This is a genomic window from Streptomyces sp. NPDC053560, assembly GCF_044544605.1.
Taxonomy (GTDB): domain Bacteria; phylum Actinomycetota; class Actinomycetes; order Streptomycetales; family Streptomycetaceae; genus Streptomyces.
The window spans coordinates 91,312-115,329 of the sequence record NZ_JBITXI010000004.1 but is presented as its reverse complement, the minus strand read 5'-3'; the positions used below and the strand labels follow the sequence as shown (position 1 = coordinate 115,329).

Annotated in this window: 23 protein-coding genes; 17 read left to right on the top strand and 6 right to left on the bottom strand. The window is 70.5% G+C overall.

What is annotated here, in order from left to right:
* Position 1 precedes the first annotated feature (1 nt).
* Together tal and tkt are read right to left on the bottom strand one after the other, a co-directional pair.
* Complete coding sequence (tal, locus tag ACIGQF_RS10365; RefSeq protein ID WP_361560254.1) at positions 2-1,120, bottom strand: transaldolase; 1,119 nt, start codon at positions 1,118-1,120, stop codon at positions 2-4.
* A 34-nt stretch (positions 1,121-1,154) separates the two neighbouring features.
* Entirely contained in the window at positions 1,155-3,245 is a 2,091-nt protein-coding gene (tkt, locus tag ACIGQF_RS10360; protein ID WP_399707838.1) for a transketolase, read from the bottom strand.
* 442 nt (positions 3,246-3,687) lie between these two features.
* On the opposite strand from tkt, the gene ACIGQF_RS10355 reads away from it, so the two are divergent.
* Positions 3,688-4,653 (top strand): heme o synthase, encoded by a 966-nt coding sequence (locus ACIGQF_RS10355; protein ID WP_399707836.1) that lies wholly within the window; start codon positions 3,688-3,690, stop codon positions 4,651-4,653.
* A gap of 96 nt (positions 4,654-4,749) precedes the next feature.
* Entirely contained in the window at positions 4,750-5,118 is a 369-nt protein-coding gene (locus tag ACIGQF_RS10350; protein WP_399707834.1) for a hypothetical protein, read from the top strand.
* 118 nt (positions 5,119-5,236) lie between these two features.
* Here ACIGQF_RS10350 and ACIGQF_RS10345 read toward each other — a convergent pair whose 3' ends face one another.
* The 3 genes from ACIGQF_RS10345 to ACIGQF_RS10335 all read right to left on the bottom strand — a co-directional run bounded on the left by ACIGQF_RS10345 (position 5,237) and on the right by ACIGQF_RS10335 (position 8,092).
* A complete protein-coding gene (locus ACIGQF_RS10345) occupies positions 5,237-6,226 on the bottom strand; it encodes a heme A synthase (RefSeq protein ID WP_399707832.1) in 990 nt (329 codons plus the stop codon).
* A gap of 127 nt (positions 6,227-6,353) precedes the next feature.
* Positions 6,354-7,133: an ABC transporter permease gene (locus tag ACIGQF_RS10340; protein ID WP_399707830.1), complete on the bottom strand. Its 780-nt coding sequence runs from the start codon at positions 7,131-7,133 to the stop codon at positions 6,354-6,356.
* The gene (locus ACIGQF_RS10335) at positions 7,130-8,092 is read right to left on the bottom strand and encodes an ABC transporter ATP-binding protein (RefSeq protein WP_399707828.1); all 963 of its coding nucleotides are present in this window, start codon (positions 8,090-8,092) and stop codon (positions 7,130-7,132) included. Before ACIGQF_RS10335 ends, ACIGQF_RS10340 begins: the two co-directional genes overlap by 4 nt.
* Positions 8,093-8,253: 161 nt before the next feature.
* On the opposite strand from ACIGQF_RS10335, the gene ACIGQF_RS10330 reads away from it, so the two are divergent.
* From ACIGQF_RS10330 to ACIGQF_RS10270, 13 genes are all read left to right on the top strand, one after another.
* Entirely contained in the window at positions 8,254-9,120 is an 867-nt protein-coding gene (locus tag ACIGQF_RS10330; protein ID WP_399707826.1) for a helix-turn-helix transcriptional regulator, read from the top strand.
* Entirely contained in the window at positions 9,117-10,538 is a 1,422-nt protein-coding gene (gene sufB / locus ACIGQF_RS10325) for a Fe-S cluster assembly protein SufB (protein WP_399707824.1), read from the top strand. The genes ACIGQF_RS10330 and sufB overlap by 4 nt, the downstream gene beginning before the upstream one ends.
* An 85-nt stretch (positions 10,539-10,623) precedes the next feature.
* On the top strand, positions 10,624-11,805 hold the full coding sequence (sufD, locus tag ACIGQF_RS10320) for a Fe-S cluster assembly protein SufD (RefSeq protein ID WP_399707822.1): 1,182 nt from the start codon (positions 10,624-10,626) through the stop codon (positions 11,803-11,805).
* A complete protein-coding gene (locus ACIGQF_RS10315; RefSeq protein ID WP_361560226.1) occupies positions 11,802-12,125 on the top strand; it encodes a non-heme iron oxygenase ferredoxin subunit in 324 nt (107 codons plus the stop codon). The genes sufD and ACIGQF_RS10315 overlap by 4 nt, the downstream gene beginning before the upstream one ends.
* Positions 12,126-12,132: 7 nt before the next feature.
* The gene (gene sufC / locus ACIGQF_RS10310; protein ID WP_399707819.1) at positions 12,133-12,897 is read left to right on the top strand and encodes a Fe-S cluster assembly ATPase SufC; all 765 of its coding nucleotides are present in this window, start codon (positions 12,133-12,135) and stop codon (positions 12,895-12,897) included.
* Positions 12,894-14,150: a cysteine desulfurase gene (locus tag ACIGQF_RS10305; RefSeq protein WP_399707817.1), complete on the top strand. Its 1,257-nt coding sequence runs from the start codon at positions 12,894-12,896 to the stop codon at positions 14,148-14,150. Before sufC ends, ACIGQF_RS10305 begins: the two co-directional genes overlap by 4 nt.
* A 20-nt stretch (positions 14,151-14,170) precedes the next feature.
* On the top strand, positions 14,171-14,629 hold the full coding sequence (gene sufU / locus ACIGQF_RS10300) for a Fe-S cluster assembly sulfur transfer protein SufU (protein ID WP_052868330.1): 459 nt from the start codon (positions 14,171-14,173) through the stop codon (positions 14,627-14,629).
* Positions 14,626-14,988, top strand: a complete 363-nt coding sequence (locus ACIGQF_RS10295) for a metal-sulfur cluster assembly factor (RefSeq protein ID WP_399707814.1) — start codon at positions 14,626-14,628, stop codon at positions 14,986-14,988. Before sufU ends, ACIGQF_RS10295 begins: the two co-directional genes overlap by 4 nt.
* Positions 14,989-15,043: 55 nt before the next feature.
* Complete coding sequence (locus tag ACIGQF_RS10290) at positions 15,044-15,409, top strand: VOC family protein (protein WP_399707813.1); 366 nt, start codon at positions 15,044-15,046, stop codon at positions 15,407-15,409.
* 58 nt (positions 15,410-15,467) lie between these two features.
* A complete protein-coding gene (locus ACIGQF_RS10285) occupies positions 15,468-15,791 on the top strand; it encodes a DMT family transporter (RefSeq protein ID WP_399707811.1) in 324 nt (107 codons plus the stop codon).
* Positions 15,791-16,417 carry a TetR/AcrR family transcriptional regulator gene (locus ACIGQF_RS10280; protein ID WP_399707809.1) on the top strand — a complete coding sequence of 209 codons (627 nt, stop codon included), beginning with the start codon at positions 15,791-15,793 and terminating at the stop codon, positions 16,415-16,417. The genes ACIGQF_RS10285 and ACIGQF_RS10280 overlap by 1 nt, the downstream gene beginning before the upstream one ends.
* 43 nt (positions 16,418-16,460) lie before the next feature.
* Positions 16,461-17,450: a 2,3,4,5-tetrahydropyridine-2,6-dicarboxylate N-succinyltransferase gene (dapD, locus tag ACIGQF_RS10275; RefSeq protein WP_399707807.1), complete on the top strand. Its 990-nt coding sequence runs from the start codon at positions 16,461-16,463 to the stop codon at positions 17,448-17,450.
* A 113-nt stretch (positions 17,451-17,563) separates the two neighbouring features.
* Positions 17,564-18,394 (top strand): EI24 domain-containing protein, encoded by an 831-nt coding sequence (locus tag ACIGQF_RS10270; protein ID WP_399707805.1) that lies wholly within the window; start codon positions 17,564-17,566, stop codon positions 18,392-18,394.
* A gap of 387 nt (positions 18,395-18,781) precedes the next feature.
* Here ACIGQF_RS10270 and ACIGQF_RS10265 read toward each other — a convergent pair whose 3' ends face one another.
* Positions 18,782-20,611 carry an endonuclease/exonuclease/phosphatase family protein gene (locus ACIGQF_RS10265; RefSeq protein ID WP_399707804.1) on the bottom strand — a complete coding sequence of 610 codons (1,830 nt, stop codon included), beginning with the start codon at positions 20,609-20,611 and terminating at the stop codon, positions 18,782-18,784.
* 212 nt (positions 20,612-20,823) lie between these two features.
* Here ACIGQF_RS10265 and ACIGQF_RS10260 point away from each other — a divergent pair, with 212 nt between their 5' ends.
* Both ACIGQF_RS10260 and ACIGQF_RS10255 read left to right on the top strand, forming a co-directional pair.
* Positions 20,824-22,347 (top strand): hypothetical protein, encoded by a 1,524-nt coding sequence (locus tag ACIGQF_RS10260; RefSeq protein ID WP_399707802.1) that lies wholly within the window; start codon positions 20,824-20,826, stop codon positions 22,345-22,347.
* Positions 22,348-22,546: 199 nt separating this feature from the next.
* Complete coding sequence (locus ACIGQF_RS10255; RefSeq protein ID WP_399707801.1) at positions 22,547-23,983, top strand: alkaline phosphatase PhoX; 1,437 nt, start codon at positions 22,547-22,549, stop codon at positions 23,981-23,983.
* Positions 23,984-24,018 lie beyond the last annotated feature (35 nt).

Sequence of the window (24,018 nt, the reverse complement as noted above, 5' to 3'; positions counted from 1 at the left end):
CTCAGCCCTCCGAAGGAGCGAGGCGCTTCAGCTCCGCCTCGGTCGACTTGAGCAGGTCTTCCCAGGACTTCTCGAACTTGTCGACGCCCTCGTCCTCCAGCACCTGCACGACGTCGTCGTACGAGACGCCGAACTTCGCGAGCGCGTCGATGTCGGCCTGTGCCTGCTCGTACCCGCCGCTCACGGTGTCACCCGTGATGTCGCCGTGGTCGGCGGTGGCCTCCAGGGTGGCCTCCGGCATGGTGTTGACCGTGTTCGGCGCGACCAGCTGCTCGACGTACAGCGTGTCCTTGAGCTCGGGGTCCTTCACACCGGTGGAGGCCCACAGCGGACGCTGCTTGTTGGCGCCGGCCTTCTCCAGGGCGGCCCAGCGGTCCGAGGAGAAGACCTCCTCGTACGCCTGGTACGCCAGGCGGGCGTTGGCGAGCGCGGCCTTGCCCTTGAGGGCCTTGGCCTCGTCGGAGCCGACGCCGTCCAGGCGCTTGTCGATCTCGGTGTCCACGCGGGACACGAAGAAGGACGCCACGGAGTGGATCTTGTCCAGCTCCAGACCCAGCGACTTGGCCTTCTCCAGGCCGGCCAGGTAGGCGTCCATGACCTCGCGGTAGCGCTCCAGCGAGAAGATCAGCGTGACGTTGACGCTGATGCCCTTGCCGATGACCTCGGTGATCGCGGGCAGGCCCGCCTTGGTCGCCGGGATCTTGATGAGCGTGTTCGGGCGGTCCACCAGCCACGCCAGCTGCTTGGCCTCGGCGACGGTCGCCTTGGTGTTGTGGGCCAGACGGGGGTCGACCTCGATGGAGACCCGGCCGTCCTGGCCGTCGGTGGCGTCGAAGACCGGCCGCAGGATGTCGGCCGCGTCCCGGACGTCCGCGGTGGTGATCATGCGGATGGCTTCCTCGACGGTGACCTTGCGGGCCGCGAGGTCGGAGACCTGCTGCTCGTAGCCCTCACCCGAGGAGATCGCCTTCTGGAAGATCGACGGGTTGGTGGTGACACCCACCACGTGGCTCTGGTCGATCAGCTCGGCGAGGTTGCCGGACGTGATGCGCTTGCGCGACAGGTCGTCCAGCCAGATCGCAACGCCTTCGTCGGAAAGGCGCTTGAGTGCGTCTGTCATGGGAATTGCATCTCCTACTTGTCGTCTATGGACGTCAGCGCGCGGCGGCGTCGATCGATTCCCGCGCGGCGGCGGCCACGTTCTCGGGCGTGAAGCCGAACTCGCGGAAGAGGACCTTGCCGTCGGCGGAGGCGCCGAAGTGCTCCAGCGACACGATGCGGCCGGCGTCGCCCACGTACTTGTGCCAGGTCAGACCGATGCCGGCCTCGACGGCGACACGGGCCTTGACGGCCGGCGGCAGGACGGAGTCCTTGTACGCCTGGTCCTGCTCCTCGAACCACTCCACGCACGGCATCGAGACGACCCGGGTCGGGACGCCCGCGGCCTGCAGCTGCTCGCGCGCCTCGACCGCGAGGTGCACCTCGGAGCCGGTGGCGATCAGCACGGCCTGCGGCTCGCCGCCCTCGGCGTCGAACAGGACGTAGCCGCCCTTGGCGACACCCTCGGCGTTCGGCTCGTACGTCGGCACGCCCTGGCGGGTCAGCGCCAGACCGTGCGGGGCGCCCTTGCCGAACTCCTTGGTCCAGCGCTTGTTGATCTCGCCCCAGGCCAGCGCCGTCTCGTTGGCGTCGGCCGGCCGGACCACGTTCAGGCCCGGGATGGCGCGCAGCGAGGCCAGGTGCTCCACCGGCTGGTGGGTCGGGCCGTCCTCGCCCAGACCGATCGAGTCGTGCGTCCACACGTACGTGACCGGCAGGTGCATCAGGGCCGACAGACGGACGGCGTTGCGCATGTAGTCGGAGAACACCAGGAAGGTGCCGCCGTAGATGCGGGTGTTGCCGTGCAGCGCGATGCCGTTCATCTCCGCGGCCATGGAGTGCTCACGGATACCGAAGTGGATCGTACGCCCGTACGGGTCCGCCTCCGGCAGCGGGTTGCCCACCGGCAGGAACGAGGAGTTCTTGTCGATGGTGGTGTTGTTCGAGCCCGCCAGGTCGGCGGAGCCGCCCCACAGCTCGGGGACGACGGCGCCCAGCGCCTGCAGGACCTTGCCGGAGGCGGCACGGGTGGCCACCGCCTTGCCGGTCTCGAAGACGGGCAGGTGCTGCTCCCAGCCCTCGGGCAGCTCGCCGGCGCGGACGCGGTCGAACGTGGCGGCGTGCTCGGGGTTGGCGGTACGCCACTCGCCGAACGCCTTCTCCCACTCGGCCTTCGCGTCACGGCCGCGATCCAGCGCCGCACGGGTGTGCGCCAGGACCTCGTCGGAGACCTCGAAGTCCTTCTCGGGGTCGAAGCCCAGGACGCGCTTGGTGGCGGCGACCTCCTCGGCACCCAGCGCCGAGCCGTGCGCGGCCTCGGTGTTCTGGGCGTTGGGGGCCGGCCAGGCGATGATCGAGCGCATCGCGATGAAGGACGGACGGTCCGTCACGGCCTTGGCCGCCTCGATCGCCGCGTACAGCGCCTCGGGGTCCAGGTCGCCGTCGGCCTTGGGCTCCACGCGCTGGACGTGCCAGCCGTAGGCCTCGTAGCGCTTCTCGGTGTCCTCGGAGATCGCGGTCTCGGTGTCGCCCTCGATCGAGATGTGGTTGTCGTCCCACAGCAGGATCAGGTTGCCGAGCTTCTGGTGCCCGGCCATCGACGACGCCTCGGCGGAGATGCCCTCCTGAAGGCAGCCGTCACCGGCGATCGCGTAGATGTAGTGGTCGAACGGCGAGGTGCCGGCGGCCGCCTCCGGGTCGAACAGGCCACGCTCGTACCGGGCGGCCATCGCCATGCCCACCGCGTTGGCCACGCCCTGGCCCAGCGGGCCGGTGGTGGTCTCGACACCCGTGGTGTGGCCGTACTCCGGGTGGCCGGGGGTCTTCGAGCCCCAGGTGCGGAAGGCCTTGAGGTCGTCCAGCTCCAGGCCGAAGCCGGCCAGGTACAGCTGGATGTAGAGGGTCAGGGACGAGTGCCCGGCGGACAGCACGAACCGGTCGCGGCCGGTCCACTCCGCGTCGGCGGGGTCGTGCCGCATGACCTTCTGGAAAAGGGTGTAGGCGGCAGGAGCGAGGCTCATGGCCGTGCCCGGGTGGCCGTTACCGACCTTCTGCACGGCATCTGCTGCCAGAACGCGGACGGTATCGACGGCCCGCTGGTCCATTTCGGTCCACTCAAGACCTGTGGTGGTCGGCTTGGTGCTCACCCTGGGTCAGGGCTCCTCTCCACATGTCGAATGCCGGGGGTCGGAAATGCCCTCGGACGCTGTCGAGCCTACCTGCGCGGGAGGCGCAATTTTCCGCCGGAACCCCGGTCGGCGTCACCTGCAACACATGAGTTTTCAGAACCCCGAACGAGCGCCCGAATGAGCAGGTGAACGCCCAGGAGACAGGGGGTGTCGGCCCTGCTTTCAGAGTGCCGTCCGGCGACCCCTTTCGCCCGCTGATCGTCCGCGTGTCCGGGCACTCGGGTGCCCTTCCTTCCGGCCGGGGCGGTGCCAACACGACCCCACCCCCGCGAAGATCGCGCTACCCGCAACGTCTAGAGTGGCGTGGTACGCGCAAGTCTTCACCGGGCCTTCATCGCCCGGCTGAGCTTGCTGGCCTTTCTCTCCGCGGTGAACGAGCCGCAGAAGTTACTTTCCAGGGGTGTGCGTGACGGCCGTCGAATCCCGTCCTGCGGGGGCGCTCTCTCGGAGCCCCGGGAATCCCGGTCCCGTGAACCGGCCGTTCGGGGCCCGGGTCATGGCATTCGTGGCACTGACCAAGCCGCGGATCATCGAGCTGCTGCTCATCACCACAGTGCCGGTGATGTTCCTTGCCGAACAGGGCGTTCCCGACCTGACGCTGGTGCTTCTCACCTGCATCGGCGGGTACCTCTCCGCGGGCGGCGCCAATGCGCTGAACATGTACATCGACCGGGACATCGACGCGCTCATGGAGCGCACGTCGCAGCGTCCGCTGGTCACCGGCATGGTCAGCCCGCGCGAGTGCCTGGTCTTCGGCATCTCGCTCGCGGTCGTCTCCACGCTGCTTTTCGGACTGACCGTCAACTGGCTCTCGGCCTGGCTCTCGCTCGGCGCACTGCTGTTCTATGTGGTCGTCTACACGATGATCCTGAAGCGCCGCACCTCCCAGAACATCGTCTGGGGCGGCATCGCCGGCTGCCTGCCGGTCCTCATCGGCTGGTCCTCGGTGACCAACTCGATGTCCTGGGCCCCGGTCATCCTCTTCATGGTGATGTTCTTCTGGACGCCGCCGCACTACTGGCCGCTGTCCATGAAGGTGAAGGACGACTACGCGCGCGTGGGCGTGCCGATGCTCCCCGTCCTCGCCTCCAACAAGGTGGTCGCGCGGCAGATCGTTGCGTACAGCTGGGTGATGGTCGCCGTGTCGCTGCTGCTGCAGCCGCTGGGCTACACGGGCTGGTTCTACACGATCGTGGCCGTCCTGTGCGGCGCCTTCTGGCTGAAGGAGGCGCACGGCCTGCAGGCCCGCGCCAAGGCCGAGATCACCGGCGCCAAGCTCAAGGAAATGCGGCTCTTCCACTGGTCGATCACCTACGTGTCGCTGCTCTTCGTGGCGGTCGCGGTGGACCCGTTCCTGCGCTTCTGACCCTCGCACTCCCGTGGAGGCCGTGCGCCGGTGGCCGTGAGGCCGTTCGGCGGCGGCCTCTTCCACGTTCTATTACCGACGGGTAGCATGCGGCTCATGGCAGACACCACGCAGGCGGACGAGCAGCCGGACAAGCGCGACGAGCGGCTGGACAAGCGCTCCGAGAAGCAGGCCGCCAGGCTCGCCCGGGAGATGCAGGCCTTCGCCAAGAGCCACGGCGGCAGCGCCGAGGGCCAGCTGGCGCACATCGGCCGCGGCCGTACCCGTGTCGCCCTGGTCGGCGCCAACGGCGAGTGGGGCAACCTCGTGGCGCGCTCGCACGCGGCCGCCCAGAAGGCCGCGGAGCAGGCCGGGATCACCCTCCACGACGACTTCGACGGCGACCTGGCCGCCAAGGTGCGCACCGGCCGCTACGAGTGGTCGCGGATGGCGGGCATCCAGCTGGGCGGACCGTCGAACGACTGACCCGGTGCCGCGGGCCCTCGTACGCAGGAGCCGCGCCGGCCCGGAGCACGCAGAAGCCCGCCGGCCACGGTCCGATGACCATGGCCGGCGGGCTTTGCCGTACGTGCGGGACGGGGCCTCAGGCCGCCGTGGTGGCCTTGGCGGCCCCGACCGGCTCCTGGTCCCCGGCAGGCGCCGGAACGGTGGGCAGCGGGCCGCGCTCGCGCAGCGAGAGGAAGACCCGCAGGACGCAGATCCACACCAGCGTGGAGCCGAACATGTGGATGCCGACGACCAGCTCCGGCAGGTGCAGGAAGTACTGGACGTAGCCGATGACGCCCTGGAAGGCGAGACAGGCGAAGAGCTCCAGGAGCATCCGCCGCGGCGCCGCGGGCGCCTTGACCGCACGGAGCGTGAACCACAGGGCGACGCTCAGGCCGACCACGATGTACACGAAGTCCACGTGCAGCTGGGTGATCTCCTGCCAGTCCAGCGGGATGCGGTGCACCTTGCGCGCGTCGCCCGCGTGCGGGCCGGCGCCGGTGACCACCGTGCCGATCAGGGTGAGCGCCGCGGTGGCCAGCACCAGCAGCCAGGAGAGCTGCCGGACCGGCCTGGCGACCAGGTCGCGCGGCGCGTCATCGCCCTCGGAAGCTCGCCGCCACGTGATCACCGCGACTGTGAGCAGCACGGTCGACACCAGGAAGTGTCCGCTGACGATGTACGGGTTCAGACCGGTCAGCACGGTGATGCCGCCGACCACGGCGTTGCCCATGACGACCCAGAACTGGGCCCAGCCCAGGCGGGTGAGGGAGCGGCGCCGGGGGTGGCGGGCGCGGGCGGCGATGATGAAGAGGCCGACGACCGCGCACAGCACGTAGGTGAGCAGCCGGTTCCCGAACTCGATCAGGCCGTTGATGCCCATCTCGTGGGTCGGCGTCAGGCTGCCGGGAGTGCACTGGGGCCAGGTGGAGCAGCCCAGACCCGACTGGGTCAGCCGGACCGCGCCGCCGGTCACGACGATGACGACGGCCATGACGACCGTGGCGAGCGCGGCACGTCGCACGAAGGCCGCGGACGGCTGCCAGCGGCGGGCGATCTGCTCTAGGGGGTTCAGCGAATTCGGCACGGGCTCATCGTAGGCGGCGGCTTGTGCGTCTTTTCACGAGGGGGGCCGGGGGAGTCGGCTCCCCGGGGGGACACGGCCACGAGGGGTGCGAAACGGTGCGTACCTCGTACTCCGCGTGGCCTACGGGTCACTCCCAGCGGAAGAGCTTCGCCGCCGCGCCCAGCCCGAGCACCGTCCACACGGCGAGGATGCCGAGGTCGGCCAGGGGGAGCCCCGCGCCGTGCTGGAGGACGTCGCGCAGCCCGTCCGAGAGCGCCGAGATCGGCAGCAGCTGGAGCACGGACTGCACCGCGCCGGGGAACTTCTCCAGCGGCACGATGACGCCGCCGCCGACCAGCAGGAGCAGGAAGACCAGGTTGGCCGCGGCGAGCGTGGCCTCGGCCTTGAGCGTGCCGGCCATGAGCAGGCCGAGGCCGGAGAAGGCCGCCGTACCGAGGACCAGCAGCAGCACGACCCATACGGGGTTGCCGTGCGGGGACCAGCCGAGCGCGAAGGCGACCACGGTGAGCAGCACGATCTGGAGGACCTCCGTGACCAGCACGGAGCAGGTCTTGGCGGTCATCAGCCCCCAGCGGGGCAGCGGAGAGGCGCCCAGCCGCTTGAGCACGCCGTAGCGCCGCTCGAAGCCGGTGGCGATGGCCTGCCCGGTGAAGGCGGTGGACATCACGGCCAGCGCGAGGATGCCGGGGGCCAGGAAGTCCACGGACTTTCCCGATCCTGTGTCGACGATGTCGACGGCGGAGAACAGCACCAGGAGCAGCGTCGGGATGATGACGGTGAGCAGCAGCTGCTCCCCGTTGCGCAGCAGCATCTTCGTTTCGAGGAGGGCCTGGGCGCGGATCATCCGGGGGAGCGGCGCAGCGCCCGGCTTCGGGGCGAAGACCCCCGTCGAGGCGGTCGTACTCATGCGCGCAGCTCCTTCCCCGTGAGCTCCAAGAAGACGTCCTCCAGGGTGTGCCGCTCCACCGCTATGCGGTCCGGCATGACGCCGTTCTGCGCGCACCAGGAGGTGACGGTGGCGAGCAGCTGCGGGTCGATCGTGCCGGTGACCCGGTACGCGCCGGGCGTCAGCTCGGCCGCCGCGGACTCCGCGGGCAGCGCCTTGAGGAGCGAGGCGAGGTCCAGGCCGGGCCGCCCGGTGAAGCGCAGCGTGTTCTCCGCGCCGCCCTTGCACAGCGTCTCTGGACTGCCCTGGGCGATGACCTTGCCCCCGTCGATGATCGCGACGTCGTCGGCGAGCTGCTCGGCCTCGTCCATGAAGTGCGTGGTCAGCACCACGCTGACGCCGTCCGTACGCAGCTCGCGCACGAGGTCCCACGTGGCGTGCCGGGCCTGCGGGTCCAGGCCCGCGGTCGGCTCGTCCAGGAAGACCAGCTCGGGGCGGCCGACGACGGCCATCGCGAGCGCCAGGCGCTGCTGCTGGCCGCCGGAGAGCCGCCGGTAGTTCGTACGGCCGCAGGAGCCCAGGCCCAGTCGCTCGATCAGGAGGTCGACGTCGACGGGGTGGGCGTGCAGCGAGGCGGTGTGCCGCAGCATTTCCTCGGCGCGGGCACCCGGGTACACGCCCCCCGACTGGAGCATCACGCCGATACGGGGGCGCAGCGCGGCGGCGTCGGCGACGGGGTCCAGGCCCAGGACGCGGACGGTGCCGGCGTCGGGGCGGCGGTAACCCTCGCAGGTCTCGACGGTGGTGGTCTTTCCGGCGCCGTTCGGGCCGAGGACGGCGGTGATGCCGCCGCGGGCGACGGTGAGGTCGAGGCCGTCCACGGCGGTCTTGGCGCCGTACCGCTTGACCAGGCCCGTGACCTCGACGGCAGGCTCTCGCCCGTGGGTCCGGGGGGCGTCCCCCGGGGAGGTGCTGCGCATGACCGGCAGTCTACGAAGGGGCGCCCCGCCGCTCCCACGGGGGCTCCCGCGTCCCGGCGCGATGCGGCCTTGCAGTTAGGCATACCTAAGTGATAGAGGCCACCACGCGAAGGCTCGGGCGAGGCTTGTCCTGGTCTGAAGAATTACGCAACAATGGCGTTGTGAAATACGCGAGCGAGGATCGACAGGAGCCCGCGGCCACCCCGGCCGCCGGGCCGGTGACCTCAGCTTCTGCGCAGGTCACCGGCCAGGAGGAAGCGCACGGCACGCGCAATCGCGTCGCCCGCTCCATCCTGGACCACGGCCCGTCCACCGCTGCCGAGCTGGCGCAGCGGTTGGAGCTGACGCAGGCCGCCGTACGCCGCCATCTCGACGCCCTCGTGGCCGAGGGTGTCGTGGAGCCCCGCGAGAAGCGGGTGTACGGCACGCGTTCCCGGGGCCGCCCCGCCAAGGCGTTCGCGCTGACGGACTGCGGCCGGGACGCCTTCGACCAGGCGTACGACAGCCTGGCCTCCGACGCCCTGCGCTGGATCGCGCAGGCCGCGGGCGGCGGTGAGCGCGGCGAGGCCGCGGTCGCGGAATTCGCCCGCGCCCGGTTGGAGGCGCAGGCGGCGGAGTACCGCACGGCCATCGAGGCCGCGCCCCCCGAGGAGCGCACGACGGCCCTGGCGAAGGCATTGACCGCGGACGGGTACGCTGCTACGGCGCGCAGCGCCCCCCATCTGCAGCAAGGTGAACAGCTCTGCCAGCACCACTGTCCGGTCGCCCATGTGGCCGAGCAGTTCCCTCAGCTGTGCGAGGCGGAGACCGAGGTCTTCTCGCGCCTGCTCGGGACCCATGTGCAGCGTCTTGCCACCATCGCCCACGGCGACGGGGTCTGCACGACCTTCGTACCGAAGGCGACCGCCCAGGGCGCCCCCAAGGCCCAGGGCCCGCCGCGCACGCCGAAGGCCACCGGCAAGGCCGATCACCGCATCACAAAGACCACCACCGCATCTGCAAGTACGGCCGGGAGGAACCCCGCATGACGCTCCCTACGGAGACTGCTCACCCTGAGCTCGAGGGTCTGGGCAACTACGAATACGGCTGGGCCGACTCCGACGTCGCCGGCGCGTCCGCCAAGCGCGGCCTCTCCGAGGAGGTCGTCCGCGACATCTCGGCGAAGAAGAACGAGCCGGAGTGGATGCTCAAGCTTCGCCTCAAGGGCCTGAAGCTGTTCGACAAGAAGCCCATGCCGAACTGGGGCTCGGACCTCTCCGGCATCGACTTCGACAACATCAAGTACTTCGTGCGTTCCACGGAGCAGCAGGCCGCCAGCTGGGAGGACCTGCCCGAGGACATCAAGAACACGTACGACAAGCTCGGCATCCCGGAGGCGGAGAAGCAGCGCCTCGTCGCCGGTGTCGCCGCGCAGTACGAGTCCGAGGTCGTCTACCACCAGATCCGTGAGGACCTGGAGGAGCAGGGCGTCCTGTTCCTGGACACCGACACCGCGCTCAAGGAGCACCCGGAGCTCTTCAAGGAGTACTTCGGCACGGTGATCCCCGCGGGCGACAACAAGTTCGCCTCGCTGAACACCGCGGTGTGGTCCGGCGGCTCGTTCATCTACGTGCCCCCGGGCGTGCACGTCGACATCCCGCTGCAGGCCTACTTCCGGATCAACACCGAGAACATGGGCCAGTTCGAGCGGACGCTGATCATCGTCGACGAGGACGCCTACGTCCACTACGTCGAGGGCTGCACCGCGCCGATCTACAAGTCGGACTCGCTGCACTCCGCCGTCGTGGAGATCATCGTCAAGAAGGGCGGCCGCTGCCGCTACACGACGATCCAGAACTGGTCGAACAACGTCTACAACCTGGTCACCAAGCGTGCCGTGGCCTACGAGGGCGCGACCATGGAGTGGGTCGACGGCAACCTCGGCTCCAAGGTGACGATGAAGTACCCGGCCGTCTACCTGATGGGCGAGCACGCCAAGGGCGAGACCCTGTCCATCGCCTTCGCGGGCGAGGGCCAGCACCAGGACGCCGGCTCCAAGATGGTCCACATGGCGCCGAACACCTCCTCCAACATCGTCTCCAAGTCGGTGGCGCGAGGCGGCGGCCGGACCTCCTACCGCGGTCTGGTCGAGATCGGCGAGGGCGCCGCGGGCTCCAAGTCCAACGTGCTCTGCGACGCCCTGCTGGTGGACACCGTCTCCCGCTCGGACACCTACCCCTACGTGGACGTCCGCGAGGACGACGTGTCCATGGGCCACGAGGCGACCGTCTCCAAGGTCAGCGACGACCAGCTCTTCTACCTGATGGCGCGCGGCCTCTCCGAGGACGAGGCCATGGCGATGATCGTGCGCGGCTTCGTCGAGCCGATCGCCCGCGAGCTGCCCATGGAGTACGCGCTGGAGCTCAACCGGCTGATCGAGCTGCAGATGGAGGGCTCGGTCGGCTGACCGACCGTCCCCGGGGGGCCGGGCAGCCCGGCCCCTCCCGTCCGCAGCAAACTTCTTGACCCAGAAAGTGAGCACTACGACAGCCATGGCTGAGGCTCAGAACATCCCGGCAGGCTCCTCCACCGCCGGTTCGATCGCGGTGGCCGCCGAGTCCACCGTCGCCACCCGGATGAGCGCCCCGCCGTCCTACGACGTGGCGGACTTCCCGGTGCCGCACGGCCGCGAGGAGGAGTGGCGGTTCACGCCGCTGGAGCGACTGAAGGGCCTCCACGACGGCACCGCCACCGCCACCGGCGGCGTCTCGGTCGAGATCAACGCGCCGGAGGGCGTGACGGTCGAGGCCGTGGACCGGGACGACGCGCGGGTCGGCAAGGCCGGCAAGCCCATCGACCGCATCGCCGCGCAGGCCTACAGCTCCTTCGAGAAGGCCTCCGTGGTCTCCGTGCCCAAGGAGACCGTGCTCGGCGAGCCCATCCGCATCGCCGTCCACGGCGAGGGCGGGGTCGCCTACGGCCACCAGGTCATCGAGCTGGGAGCCTTCGCCGAGGCCGTCGTCGTCATCGACCACACCGGTGACGCCACCCTCGCCGCCAACGTCGACTACCTCCTCGGCGACGGCGCGAAGCTCACCGTCGTCTCCGTCCAGGACTGGGACGACACCGCGGTCCACGCCGGCCAGCACAACGCCCTGGTCGGCCGGGACGCCTCCTTCAAGTCCGTGGTCGTCACCTTCGGCGGCGACCTGGTCCGGCTGAACCCCCGCGTGACGTACGCAGCGCCCGGCGGCGAGGCCGAGTTCTACGGTCTGTACTTCACCGACAACGGCCAGCACCAGGAGCACCGCCTCTTCGTCGACCACGAGGCGGCCAACTGCCGCTCCAACGTCGTCTACAAGGGCGCCCTCCAGGGCGAGGACGCGCACGCCGTCTGGATCGGTGACGTGCTCATCCGCGCCGCGGCGACCGGCACGGACACCTACGAGCTCAACCGCAACCTCGTCCTCACCGACGGCGCGCGGGTGGACTCGGTGCCGAACCTGGAGATCGAGACCGGCGAGATCGTCGGCGCCGGCCACGCCTCGGCGACCGGCCGCTTCGACGACGAGCAGCTGTTCTACCTGATGGCGCGCGGCATCCCGGCCGAGGAGGCCCGCCGTCTGGTGGTCCGCGGCTTCTTCGCCGAGCTGGTCCAGCAGATCGGCCTGCCGGACGTCGAGGAGCGCCTCATCGCCAAGATCGATGAAGAGCTGGAGGCGTCCGTAGCATGACCGCCACCTTCGTACGAGCCTGTGGGCTGAGCGAGCTCGAAGACGACACGCCCAAGCGGGTCGAGCTCGACGGCACCCCTGTCTCGGTCGTCCGTACCGAGGGCGAGGTGTTCGCGATCAACGACATCTGCTCGCACGCGAACGTCTCCCTCTCGGAGGGCGAGGTGGAGGACTGCTCCATCGAATGCTGGCTGCACGGCTCCAGCTTCGACCTCCGCACCGGCAAGCCGTCCGGCCTTCCCGCGACGCAGCCCGTCCCCGTATACCCCGTAAAGATCGAAGGGGACGACGTGCTCGTCTCCGTCACCCAGGAGTCCTGAGTTCCCCATGGCAACGCTTGAGATTCACGACCTGCACGTCTCCGTCGAGGCCGAGAACGGCCCGCGCGAGATCCTGAAGGGCGTCGACCTGACCGTGAAGCAGGGCGAGACGCACGCCATCATGGGCCCCAACGGCTCCGGCAAGTCCACCCTCGCGTACTCGCTCGCGGGTCACCCCAAGTACACGATCACCGGCGGCACCGTCACCCTCGACGGCGAGGACGTCCTGGAGATGTCCGTCGACGAGCGCGCCCGTGCCGGCGTCTTCCTCGCCATGCAGTACCCGGTCGAGGTCCCCGGTGTCTCCGTCTCCAACTTCCTGCGCACCTCCGCCACCGCGATCCGCGGCGAGGCTCCCAAGCTGCGGACGTGGGTCAAGGAGGTCAAGGAGGCCATGGAGCGCCTCAGCATGGACCCGGCGTTCGCCGAGCGCAACGTCAACGAGGGCTTCTCCGGCGGTGAGAAGAAGCGCCACGAGATCCTCCAGCTGGAGCTGCTCAAGCCGAAGATCGCGATCCTCGACGAGACCGACTCCGGCCTGGATGTCGACGCGCTGCGCATCGTCTCCGAGGGCGTGAACCGGGTCCGTGAGGGTGGTGAGGTCGGCACCCTGCTGATCACCCACTACACGCGGATCCTCCGTTACATCAAGCCCGACCACGTCCACGTGTTCGCCAACGGCCGGATCGCCGAGTCCGGTGGCCCGGAGCTGGCGGACAAGCTGGAGGCCGAGGGCTACGAGGCGTACGTGAAGGGTGGCGCAACCGCGTGACACAGCTGCCGGGCCTCCTCGACACAGAGGCGATCCGTAAGGACTTCCCGATTCTGGGCCGCGAGGTTCACGAGGGGAAGAAGCTCGTCTACCTGGACAGCGCCGCGACCTCGCAGACGCCCAGCCAGGTCATCGACGTGCTGAGCGAGTACTACGAACGCTACAACGCCAATGTCCATCGCGGCGTGCATGTGCTCGCCGAGGAGGCCACGGCGCTGTACGAAGGCGCTCGCGACAAGGTCGCCGAGTTCATCAACGCACCGAGCCGCGACGAGGTGATCTTCACCAAGAATGCCTCGGAGTCGCTCAACCTCGTCGCGAACATGCTGGGCTGGGCCGACGAGCCCTACCGCGTGGACCACGAGACCGAGATCGTCATCACGGAGATGGAGCACCACTCCAACATCGTGCCGTGGCAGCTGCTCTCGCAGCGCACGGGCGCGAAGCTGAAGTGGTTCGGGCTGACCGAGGACGGCCGGCTCGACCTCTCCGACATCGACGAGATCATCACGGAGAAGACCAAGGTCGTCTCCCTGACCCTGGTCTCCAACCTCATGGGCACGGTCAACCCGGTCGAGACCATCGTCCGCAAGGCCCAGGAGGTCGGCGCGCTGGTCTGCTTCGACGCCTCGCAGGCCGCGCCGCACATGCCGCTGGACGTCCAGGCGCTCCAGGCCGACTTCGTGGCCTTCACCGGCCACAAGATGTGCGGCCCGACCGGCATCGGCGTGCTGTGGGGCCGCCAGGAGCTGCTGGAGGACCTGCCGCCGTTCCTCGGCGGCGGCGAGATGATCGAGACCGTCTCGATGAACTCCTCCACCTACGCCCCGGCGCCGCACAAGTTCGAGGCCGGTACGCCCCCGATCGCCCAGGCCGTCGGCCTCGGCGCGGCGGTGGACTACCTCAACTCCATCGGCATGGAGAACATCGCCGCGCACGAGCACGCGCTCACCGAGTACGCGGTCAAGCGGCTGCTGGAGGTCCCCGACCTGCGGATCATCGGCCCCACCACGGCCGAGGACCGGGGCGCCGCGATCTCCTTCACGCTCGGTGACATCCACCCCCACGACGTGGGACAGGTGCTCGACGAGCAGGGCATCGCGGTCCGGGTCGGCCACCACTGCGCCCGCCCGGTCTGCCTGCGGTACGGAATTCCTGCGACGACACGAGCGTCGTTCTATCTGTACTCCACGCCGGCCGAGGTCGACGCTCTGGTCGAGGGCCTGGAGCACGTCCGTAATTTCTTCGGATGAGGACGAGGACTGACTGACCCGTGAAGCTGGATTCCATGTACCAGGACGTCATCCTGGACCACTACAAGCACCCGCACGGCCGGGGCTTGCGGGACGGCGACGCCGAGGTGCACCACGTCAACCCGACCTGCGGTGACGAGATCACCCTGCGCGTCCGCCTGGACGGCGCGACCATTGAAGACGTGTCGTACGAAGGCCAGGGCTGCTCGATCAGCCAGGCCTCCGCGTCCGTCCTCAATGAACTCCTGGTCGGGAAGGAGCTCGGCGAGGCGCAGAAGATCCAGGAGACCTTCCTGGAGCTGATGCAGTCCAAGGGCCAGATCGAGCCCGACGACGCCATGGAGGAGGTGCTGGAGGACGCCGTCGCGTTCGCCGGCGTCTCGAAGTACCCCGCCCGCGTCAAGTGCGCCCTCCTGTCCTGGATGGCGTGGAAGGACGCGACCGCCAAGGCCCTCTCCGAGGAGGCGAAGACCGCATGACCGAGAACGCAAGCGCCACGGAGGCGCCGGCCGGGGCAGCCGCCCTGAAGCCGGCCACCGAGGAAGAGGTCCGCGAGGCCCTGTACGACGTCGTCGACCCCGAGCTGGGCATCGACGTGGTCAACCTCGGCCTGATCTACGGCATCCACATCGACGACGCCAACATCGCCACCATCGACATGACGCTCACCTCGGCGGCCTGCCCGCTGACCGACGTCATCGAGGACCAGGCGAAGTCCGCCACGGACGGCATCGTCAACGAGCTGAAGATCAACTGGGTCTGGATGCCGCCGTGGGGCCCCGACAAGATCACCGACGACGGCCGCGAGCAGCTGCGCGCGCTGGGGTTCAACGTCTGAGAACCACCGTCGCCATTGCGTGAAGAGGCCATGCCCGCCAGGCACACTGGCGGGCATGGCCTCTTCTCTGTACCAGATCGCCGTCGACGCCCATGATCTTCCGCTGATGGCCCGCTTCTGGGCGGACGTCCTGGACTGGCAGATCGTCTTCGAGGAGCCGGACGAGGTGATCATCGGGGCGAATGCGGAGGCGCTGCCGGGCATCGTCTTCCTCCCCGTTCCCGAGGCGAAGGCCGGCAAGAACCGTCTCCACCTCGACCTCACCCCGGACGACCAGGAGGCGGAGGTCGAGCGGATCATCGGGCTCGGCGCCCGCCGCGTGGACGTCGGGCAGGGCACGAACGTCACCTGGACCGTGCTCGCCGACCCGGAGGGCAACGAGTTCTGCGTCCTGCGGCCGAAGCGGACGCTGCTGGACTGAACCGGTGCGGACCTCTCTTTGTGTACGGCCGTACGCATCGTTGTGTACGCTTGTACGTATGGCTTATGTGACGCTCGGCGCGGCGATACTGGTGGAGGTGCTCGCCACCACCGCGATGAAGTACAGCGAGGGGTTCACGAAGCTGTGGCCCTCGCTCGGCACCGCGGTGGGGTACCTCGTCGCCTTCGTGCTGCTCGCGCAGACGCTGAAGACGATGAGCGTGGGCACCACGTACGCGATCTGGTCCGGGGCCGGGACCGCCGTGATCGCCGCCATCGGGATGCTGTTCCTCGGGGAGGCGGCCAACGCGGCACGGCTGATCGGCATCGCGCTGATCATCGGCGGCGTGGTCATGCTGAACCTCGGCGGGGCGGCGCACTGATGCCCCGGCGCTACGACCCCGAGCGGCGGCAGCGGATCATCGACGCGGCGATCCGGGTGGCCGAGGAGCAGGGCATCGGGGCACTCACCCACCGCGTGGTGGCCCGCGCGGCGGACGTGCCGCTGGGCTCGACCACGTACCACTTCGCGTCCCTGGACGACCTGCTGGTGGCCGCGCTGCGGCAGGTCTGCGGCGAGGCGGGCACCACGGTCGAGGGCTGGACGGAGTACCTGGACCGGGACGCGCCGCTCGCGGACCGCATCGCCGACCTGCTCGCTGCGTACATGGACGAGAGCCGCGACAGCGATGCCGCGCGCAGCGCGTCCGCCGGGGGCGGTGGCCGGGCGACGGGCGGGCGGGTGCGGATGGAGTACGAGCTGTACCTCGCGGCGCTGCGGCGGCCCGCGCTGAGCCCGGTGGCCGCCGAGTGGCTGGACAGCACGCTGGACGTGCTCTCCCGGTACACCGACCCCGGCACCGCCCGCACGCTCAGCGCCCTCATCGACGGCATGCTGCTGCAGCTGCTGCTCACCGGTCGGCCGTTCGACCGGGACGCGGTACGGGCCGAGGTGGCGCGGGTGGTCGGCGAGGAGCCGGCGCCGAGTCCTCGCACGTCTGACGGCTGAGACCGGTTCGCCAGGCCGGGGCCGCGCCGGTTAGGTTTTCCGCATGACCGAAGCAGCAGCCTCCGCACGTACGACCGGCGCCGTCGCCGCCGGACTCGCCACCGTCACCACCGACGGCACCGTCCTGGACACCTGGTTCCCGGCGCCCGAGCTCGTCGCCGAGCCCGGTCCGGCCGGCACCGAGCGGCTGACCGCCGAGCGCGCCGCCGAACTCCTCGGCGAGGCCGCGCCCAAGGCGCTCGGCCCCGACGCCCGCCGCGGCGTGGAGATCGTGGCCGTGCGCACGGTCATCTCCTCCCTGGACGACAAGCCGCTGGACGCGCACGACGGTTACCTCCGTCTGCACCTGCTCAGCCACCGTCTGGTGCGGCCCAACGGCCAGAACCTCGACGGCCTGTTCGGTCTGCTCGCCAACGTCGCGTGGACCTCGCTCGGCCCGGTGGCCGTGGACAAGCTGGAGACCGTGCGGCTGAACGCCCGCGCCGAGGGCCTGCACCTCGCCGTCTTCGGTGTCGACAAGTTCCCGCGGATGACCGACTACGTCGCCCCGTCCGGCGTCCGCATCGCCGACGCCGACCGGGTCCGCCTGGGCGCGCACCTCGCGGCCGGCACCACCGTCATGCACGAGGGCTTCGTCAACTTCAACGCCGGCACGCTGGGCACCTCCATGGTCGAGGGCCGCATCAGCCAGGGCGTCGTGGTCGGCGACGGCTCCGACATCGGCGGCGGCGCGTCCACCATGGGCACCCTCTCCGGCGGCGGCAAGGAGCGCATCCGCATCGGCGAGCGCAGCCTGGTCGGCGCCGAGGCCGGTGTCGGCATCGCGCTGGGCAACGAGTGCGTGGTCGAGGCGGGGCTCTACATCACCGCCGGTACCCGCGTGACGATGCCCGACGGGCAGATCGTCAAGGCCGCCGAGCTGTCCGGCGCCGACAACATCCTCTTCCGCCGCAACTCCACCACCGGCGTGGTGGAGGCCCGCCCGAACAACGCGGAGTGGGGCGGCCTGAACGACGTGCTGCACCACAACTGAGCCGCACGTCCACGGCACCGCGGAACGGCCCGTGCGCCCCGGATTCCGTCCGGGGCGCACGGGCCGTCCCCGTACGGCTGGGACGTGCCGCGCTGCCCCGATAGGGTGACCGTATGCGTGATCTTGTGGCGGGGCTGGGTTACTGGGGCAAGGGGCAGCGCTGGGTCGCGCGGCACGGCCGGTGGTGGGGGTTCGGGCTGCTGCCCGCGCTGGTCACCCTCGTGCTGTACGCGGTCGCGCTGACCGTCTTCTTCTTCTGGGCGGACAACATCGCGGCCCGGGCGACCCCGTTCGCCGACGGCTGGGGTTCGCCCTGGCAGGGGCTGCTGCGGGGACTGTTCGTCGCGCTGCTCGTCGCGGGCGGCCTGCTGCTGTCGGTCCTCACCTTCACCGCCGTCACGCTGGTGATCGGCGACCCGTTCTACGAGTCGCTGTCGGAGAAGGTGGAGGAGTCCGAGGGGGAGTGCCCGGAGGGCCCGGACCTGTCGCTGTGGCGGGAGGTGTGGATCGCGGTCAAGGACAGTGTGTACGTCCTGCTGCGCGCCGCCGGATTCGGCCTGCTCTTCTTCGTTCTCGGCTTCGTGCCGGTCATCGGCCAGACCGTGATCCCGGCCATCGGCTTCTGTGTCTCCGGCTTCTTCCTCACCGTCGAGCTGACCTCCGTCGCCCTGCAGCGCCGCGGCGTCCCCGTACGGGAGCGGATGCGCCTGCTGCGCGGCCGCAAGGCGCTCGCCGTCGGCTTCGGCACCCCGCTCGTCCTGCTCTTCCTCGTCCCGTTCATCGCCGTCGTCCTGATGCCGGGCGCGGTCGCGGGCGCGACGCTGCTGGTACGGGATCTCGTGTCGGACGCGCCGGACGGGACGGATGCGGCGGCCCCGGGCCAGGACGGGTACGGGGCTACCGCTCCCGGACCGCTCGCAGGACCTCCGCCGGCTGCGATGTGAGCGCGGGGTCCGCGGGCAGCAGAGGTGGCCGGGCGGGCCGCCCGGAAGGCCGAGCGTGGCCAGAAGGGTCTTGGCGGTGACGGTGCCGGGCGTCCCCGTGGCCATCATCGCTTCGATGAGCGGTACGCGGCGCAGGTGGCGGCGGGTGGCCCCGGCGGGGTCGCCCGCGTCGCAGCCCTCGTCGGTCGGCCGGACGGCCGGCCGCTGGGCGCCGTCCGTGTCGAGGGCGTGGTCGGCGGTGAACGGGGTGATCATCGCTGCCGCGGGGCGGCCGAAGGGCGGTGGGGCCACAGGGCTCGTGCACGGCGGTGTGGCCCCACCGCTATTTCAGGTCTACTTAGTCGTACTGGCGCAACCGTTAAGCATTGCTGCGCTACAAGGTGGCCGCTACGGCTTCACGCGCAGCACCTGCGGGTCGTGGTCGCTGGCCTGGTCGGCGAACTCGGCGTTGAGGTGGACGATGTCGTAGTCGGCGCGGGCCAGGGCCGGGCTGGTGAGCATGTGGTCCAGGGCCTGGGAATTGCCGTTGTAGACGTAGCCGTAGCGCTCGGCCTTCGGGAGCCGGTTCACCTGGTCGGTGAGGACGCCGCCCGCGGTGAGCTTCTTGAGCGCCGGGGAGAACTGGTAGTCGTTCAGGTCGCCCGCGACGATCACGGCCGCCTTCGGGTCGGCGGCGAGGACGTCGGTCACGAAGCCGTGCACGGCCTCGGCCTGCGCGGTGCGCTGGGTCTCGGAGGTGCGGGCCGGCGGCTGGAAGCGGCTGTCCAGGCCCTGGTCGCCGCCCTTGGAGTTGAAGTGGTTGGCGACCACGAAGACCGGCTTGCCGCGGAAGGAGAACTGGCCCGCGAGCGGCTTGCGGCTGTCCTTCCACGCCGCGTTGCCCGGGTCGATGCGGCCGGGGGAGGCGGAGAGGGCGGCGCGGCCGTCCTTCTTCTCGACCTTCACCGGGGTCGTCGCGTCACCGCCGGGGATGTCGGCGAAGGAGACCCGGCCGGGGTCGTAGAGGAAGGCGACGCGGATGTTGCCGCCCGGCTGGCCGCCGTCCTGGTCGTCGGCCGGGTCGATCTGCGCCCACTTGTACGCGGGGCCGCCGGCCTTCGCGATGGCGTCGGTGAGCTTCTTGAGCGTGGCGCCCGCCGACACCACCCCGTCGTTCGTCGCCCCGTTGTCGTCCTGGACCTCCTCCAGGGCGACGACGTCGGGCGAGGCGAGGTTCTTCACCAGCGCCTCGGCCAGCCGGTCGAACTTGGCCTGCGCGGTCTTCGGCGAGAGGTTCTCGACGTTGTACGTGGCCACCGACAGCTCGTCCGCCGACTGCTTGCGGGTCGTCTCGCGCTCCGGCCCGCGGTCGGCGAGCTCGCCCAGGTCCGTGGCCTCGATCGTGTAGCCGCCGAAGTTGTCGTAGTCCAGCGGCCCGGCCGTGGTGCCCTTCAGTGCGTCACCGACGTCCGCCACGGGGAAGGGCCGCTCGGCGAACGGGATCAGCGAGGTGACCTTCAGCCGGCCCGCGTTCGGATCGGCGTACGAGCTGTAGAGCGTGCCGCCGCGTGCGGTGCGCCGGTGCTTGGGCTCGGCGGTCACCCACAGCTCGTGGTACGACGTCGTGGGGCCGACGACCGGCGCGTCGGAGACGGCGACCCGCATGCCCTCCAGCGACTCGTAGCGGTCCAGCGCGTAGGAGCCGGGCCGCAGCTTCAGCGGCTCGATGTCCTTGCCGCCGTGGTCCGGGGCGTATCGATTCGGCACGGACGAAGGGGTCAGCCGGAAGGCCGCGGGGAGACGATTCTTCGCCGAGGTCACCGTCCACTTCGCGCCAGTGATCTCGGTGACGGACTGGAGCCCCGAGTCCTTGCCGCCGGGGTAGTACTCGCTGACCGTGCCGGCCACCTCCACCGCGTCGCCCACGGCGACGTCCGGGGTCTCCTTGCCGGTGAAGACGAAGATCGCCTCGCTGGTGGCGGCATCGCGGTCCGGGCGCGGGTCCTGCAGCCAGAAGCCGCGTGCGGAGCCGAAGGACCGTACGGCGGTGACCACGCCCGGCACGCCCGTGACCTGCTTCCCGGCCAGCGGGGATATCCGGGTGGAGCCCTGGATGTCGTGGATCCTGGCGTCCGCGGCCGAGGCGGACTGCGGGACCGCGAGCAGCCCTGCGGCGAGGGCGGCGGCGACCGCCGCGGAGAGCGTGAGCGGCCTGCGGAGCGTACGGCGGGACGGCATGGTGGCCTCCGGGAGCGTGGGGAAACGAGGGAGGAACGACGTATCGGAGGACGGTCCGCTACGCGCGTCAATCTCTTGTGTGCGCACGGAAGTTGTCAAGGCTCGTCCGGTGGACACCGGCGGACGGGGCGGTGAACCGCCCGGGATGGTCACGATTCCGTCTACGCTGGGCGGCGCACCAGCTGTAGTCCGCCCGAGGAGCTGAACCGTAGATGTCCGACGAGCGCCCCACCCTTCCCCCGGTGCGGCTGCACCCCGAAGCGGAGCTGGCCAGGGACGCACTGAGCGCGCCCCTCTTCGCCCGGGCGGCGAAGCTCGCCCGCTGGGCCGAGCGCGAGGTACCGGTCGGCGTCGGCGGTGACCTCCTCGACGAGCAGCTCGCCGAGGCCGCGGCCCACCTCGGCCTGGCCGTCGACGAGGACGGCACCGGCTACGCCGCCGAGGCCTGGCAGCTGGCCGTGGACACCGGCCTGGTCGAGATCGAGGAGCAGGCCGGCGAGGACGAGGACCTGCCCGACGGCGCCCCGGCCGGCACCGCGGCGCCCGGCGAGGAGCTGCGCCTGCTGACCGGCGGCAGCCCGCAGGACGTGCTGGCGATCTGGCTCGGCGGCATGGAGACCGTGCTGGCCGACGCGGCCGCGCCCGACCTCAGTGACATCGTCGAGCAGATCGCCGAGGGCGGCGAGCTGGACCTGGACTCCATCGACTGGAATCCGGAGGACGAGGCCGAGCTGCTGGACGGCATCCTCGGCAACCTCTACATGCTCTGCGCGCTGGCCGAGGACCCCGAGCAGAGCGTCCCGCTGCCGGCCCTCGCCGCCTCGATGATCGTCCCGGCCGACATGGACGAGCCCACCGACGACATCCTCGAAGAGGTCTCCGAGGCGATGATGCGCCTGGACGACCAGTTCCGGGTCCTGGAGCCGATCGGGCTGGTCGCGTACCAGCCGGTGGACCAGGCGCTCATCGAGGAGCTGGACGAGGAGGGCGAGACCGTTCTCCCCCAAGAACCTTCGACAGGCTCCGGTTCAGGGGGGACCCCCATCGCCGAGCCGCTGGAGGAGGAGGACGTCAGCCGGTACGGCATGGTCCGCCTCACCCCGCTGGGCATGTACGCGGTCCGGGCGCGGATGCTGGACGCGGGCGTCGAGGCGCCCGCCGTCGGTGACCTCGCCGACAAGGGCGCCGACGTGCTGCTCGCCGCCCTGCCCGGCTACCCGGAGAACCTCGCGCAGGCCGAGTCCGAGCAGTGGCTCGCGGCCCGCGACGCCCTCTCCGCGGCGCGCGACCTGCTGTCCGCCGCGCGCGGCGACGACGAGCGGGCGCCGCAGCGCCGGCTCGCCTGCCAGCAGACGCTGTCGCTGGTCGGAGCGGAGGCCGAGCCCGCGCTGCGCGAGGTGCTCGACGACCGGCAGCTGGGCGGGCTGGCCCGGGTGTGGCTGGCCGAGCACGGCGCGCCCGGCATCCCCGAGCCGTCCCAGGACATGATCTTCTGGCTCACCGTGGACACCCTCGCCGCGCAGCTGGGCACCGCCGACGAGGACACGGCCGAGCTGCGGGACCTGATCGAGGGACTCGTGGGCCAGCACGCGGGCTTCTTCGACGCGGTCTGGCGGGTGGACCACCCGGCGACCGCCGACGTCCTGGAGGCCATGGGCCGGCTCCACCCGGACAAGAAGGCGGCGAAGGAGGCCCGCAAGGCGGCCTTCAAGGCGCGCTCCAAGAAGGACGGCTAGCCGCCGGTTCCCCGGCAGGAAAGGCCCGTCGCCCGTGCGCACGTGCAGGGGCGGCGGGCCGTTTCCGTCCTCGCCACGGGGACGTAGCGCCGGGAAAAACGCTTCCTGGACGTCGTGCCCCGTTCAACTGGAATTCGGGCGGGCCCGCCAGCCTGTCGCGCGGAAGCGCGGAAAGAATCCAGCCAGCCAGGAGATGACCATGCCCCTCACCCGCAGGGACTTCGCCAAGCGCGCGACGTACACCGGCGCCGGAGTGGCGCTCGCCGGCAGCGTCGGGGTGCTGGCCACGGCCCCCGGGGCCATCGGCGAGGAGGCCGGACAGGCCGCCGGTGACGACGGGAAGCGGCAGCTCGGCTACGGCCCGCTGATCGCCGATCCGGAGGGCATCCTCGCGCTGCCCGCCGGCTTCAGCTACAAGATCATCACCCGTACCGGCGTGACCAAGCTGGAGAGCGGCGAATACACGCCCGCCAAGCACGACGGCACGGCCACCTTCGAGGGCTCGCGCGGCGCGACCCTGCTCGTGAACAATCACGAGATCAAGGGGGCGCGCAGCAAGGCGGAGCACCCGGTCCCGCTCGCCGAGGGCCTGGTCTACGACCCGGCGGCGGCGGGCGGCTGCACCGTCGTCGAGGTCTCCAAGGACGGCGAGCACGTCAGCGAGTGGGTCGGCGTCGCCGGTACCTCCACCAACTGCGCCGGCGGACGCACTCCCTGGGGCACCTGGCTGAGCGGCGAGGAGACCGAGGACAAGGCCGGCCAGAACGGCATGACCAAGGACCACGGTTACGTCTTCGAGGTCGACCCGCGCGACCACCGGGCGGCCCGCGACCCCAGGCCGGTCAAGGCGTTCGGCCGCTACCCGCACGAGGCCGTCGTCGTCGACCCCAAGCGCGGCCACGTCTTCCTCACCGAGGACGCCGACACCCCCAACGGCCTGCTCTACCGCTGGACCCCGCCGCAGGGCTTCCGGCACGGCCGCGGGCAGCTGCGCACCCTCGCCGACGACGCGGGTGTGCTCGCCGCGTTCAAGTGCTTCGACTCCGGCGGCCGGTTCGTCGACGACCTCTCCCGGGCCACCGAGCCCGGCACCGTGTACGGCGTGGACTGGGTCGAGGTCCCGGACCGCGACGCCCGTACGACCTCCGTCCGCAAGCAGTTCAAGGACGGTGAGGTCACCCGCGCCCGCAAGCTGGAGGGCATGTGGTGGGCGGACGGCGGCGCGTACGTCGTGTCGTCCTACGCCCGTGAGGAGAGCCCGGTCCAGCACGACGGCCAGGTGTGGTTCTACAACCCCGCCCGCCGCACGCTGACCCTGAAGGTCCGCTTCGGCGTCAACGCCGACCCTTCGAAGGAAGGCGCCCTGGACGGCCCGGACAACATCAGCGTCTCGCCGTACGGCGGACTGATCATCGCCGAGGACGGCGAGGGCGTGCAGCACCTTTTCGGCGCCACCGAGGACGGCCGCACCTACCCGGTCGCGCGCAACGAGCTGAACATCGGCACCGCCGAGGAGCCGGAGTACAGCGAGTTCACCGGCCCGGTCTTCTCGCCCGACGGGCAGACGCTGTTCGCCAACATCCAGGACCCGGGGATCATGCTCGCGATCACCGGCCCCTGGCGGCGGCAGGGCTGACGGGGCGCTGACGCTCCGCGGGACCGGCCGGATCG

Excerpts from the sequence above, each read along its gene's own strand:
- tal (WP_361560254.1), bottom strand. The coding sequence starts at position 1,120 with ATGACAGACGCACTCAAGCGCCTTTCCGACGAAGGCGTTGCGATCTGG.
- ACIGQF_RS10350 (WP_399707834.1), top strand. The coding sequence starts at position 4,750 with ATGGCAGACACCACGCAGGCGGACGAGCAGCCGGACAAGCGCGACGAG.
- ACIGQF_RS10340 (WP_399707830.1), bottom strand. The coding sequence starts at position 7,133 with ATGAGTACGACCGCCTCGACGGGGGTCTTCGCCCCGAAGCCGGGCGCT.
- ACIGQF_RS10335 (WP_399707828.1), bottom strand. The coding sequence starts at position 8,092 with ATGCGCAGCACCTCCCCGGGGGACGCCCCCCGGACCCACGGGCGAGAG.
- sufB (WP_399707824.1), top strand. The coding sequence starts at position 9,117 with ATGACGCTCCCTACGGAGACTGCTCACCCTGAGCTCGAGGGTCTGGGC.
- sufD (WP_399707822.1), top strand. The coding sequence starts at position 10,624 with ATGGCTGAGGCTCAGAACATCCCGGCAGGCTCCTCCACCGCCGGTTCG.
- ACIGQF_RS10315 (WP_361560226.1), top strand. The coding sequence starts at position 11,802 with ATGACCGCCACCTTCGTACGAGCCTGTGGGCTGAGCGAGCTCGAAGAC.
- sufC (WP_399707819.1), top strand. The coding sequence starts at position 12,133 with ATGGCAACGCTTGAGATTCACGACCTGCACGTCTCCGTCGAGGCCGAG.
- ACIGQF_RS10295 (WP_399707814.1), top strand. The coding sequence starts at position 14,626 with ATGACCGAGAACGCAAGCGCCACGGAGGCGCCGGCCGGGGCAGCCGCC.
- ACIGQF_RS10290 (WP_399707813.1), top strand. The coding sequence starts at position 15,044 with ATGGCCTCTTCTCTGTACCAGATCGCCGTCGACGCCCATGATCTTCCG.
- ACIGQF_RS10285 (WP_399707811.1), top strand. The coding sequence starts at position 15,468 with ATGGCTTATGTGACGCTCGGCGCGGCGATACTGGTGGAGGTGCTCGCC.
- ACIGQF_RS10280 (WP_399707809.1), top strand. The coding sequence starts at position 15,791 with ATGCCCCGGCGCTACGACCCCGAGCGGCGGCAGCGGATCATCGACGCG.
- dapD (WP_399707807.1), top strand. The coding sequence starts at position 16,461 with ATGACCGAAGCAGCAGCCTCCGCACGTACGACCGGCGCCGTCGCCGCC.
- ACIGQF_RS10270 (WP_399707805.1), top strand. The coding sequence starts at position 17,564 with ATGCGTGATCTTGTGGCGGGGCTGGGTTACTGGGGCAAGGGGCAGCGC.
- ACIGQF_RS10265 (WP_399707804.1), bottom strand. The coding sequence starts at position 20,611 with ATGCCGTCCCGCCGTACGCTCCGCAGGCCGCTCACGCTCTCCGCGGCG.
- ACIGQF_RS10260 (WP_399707802.1), top strand. The coding sequence starts at position 20,824 with ATGTCCGACGAGCGCCCCACCCTTCCCCCGGTGCGGCTGCACCCCGAA.
- ACIGQF_RS10255 (WP_399707801.1), top strand. The coding sequence starts at position 22,547 with ATGCCCCTCACCCGCAGGGACTTCGCCAAGCGCGCGACGTACACCGGC.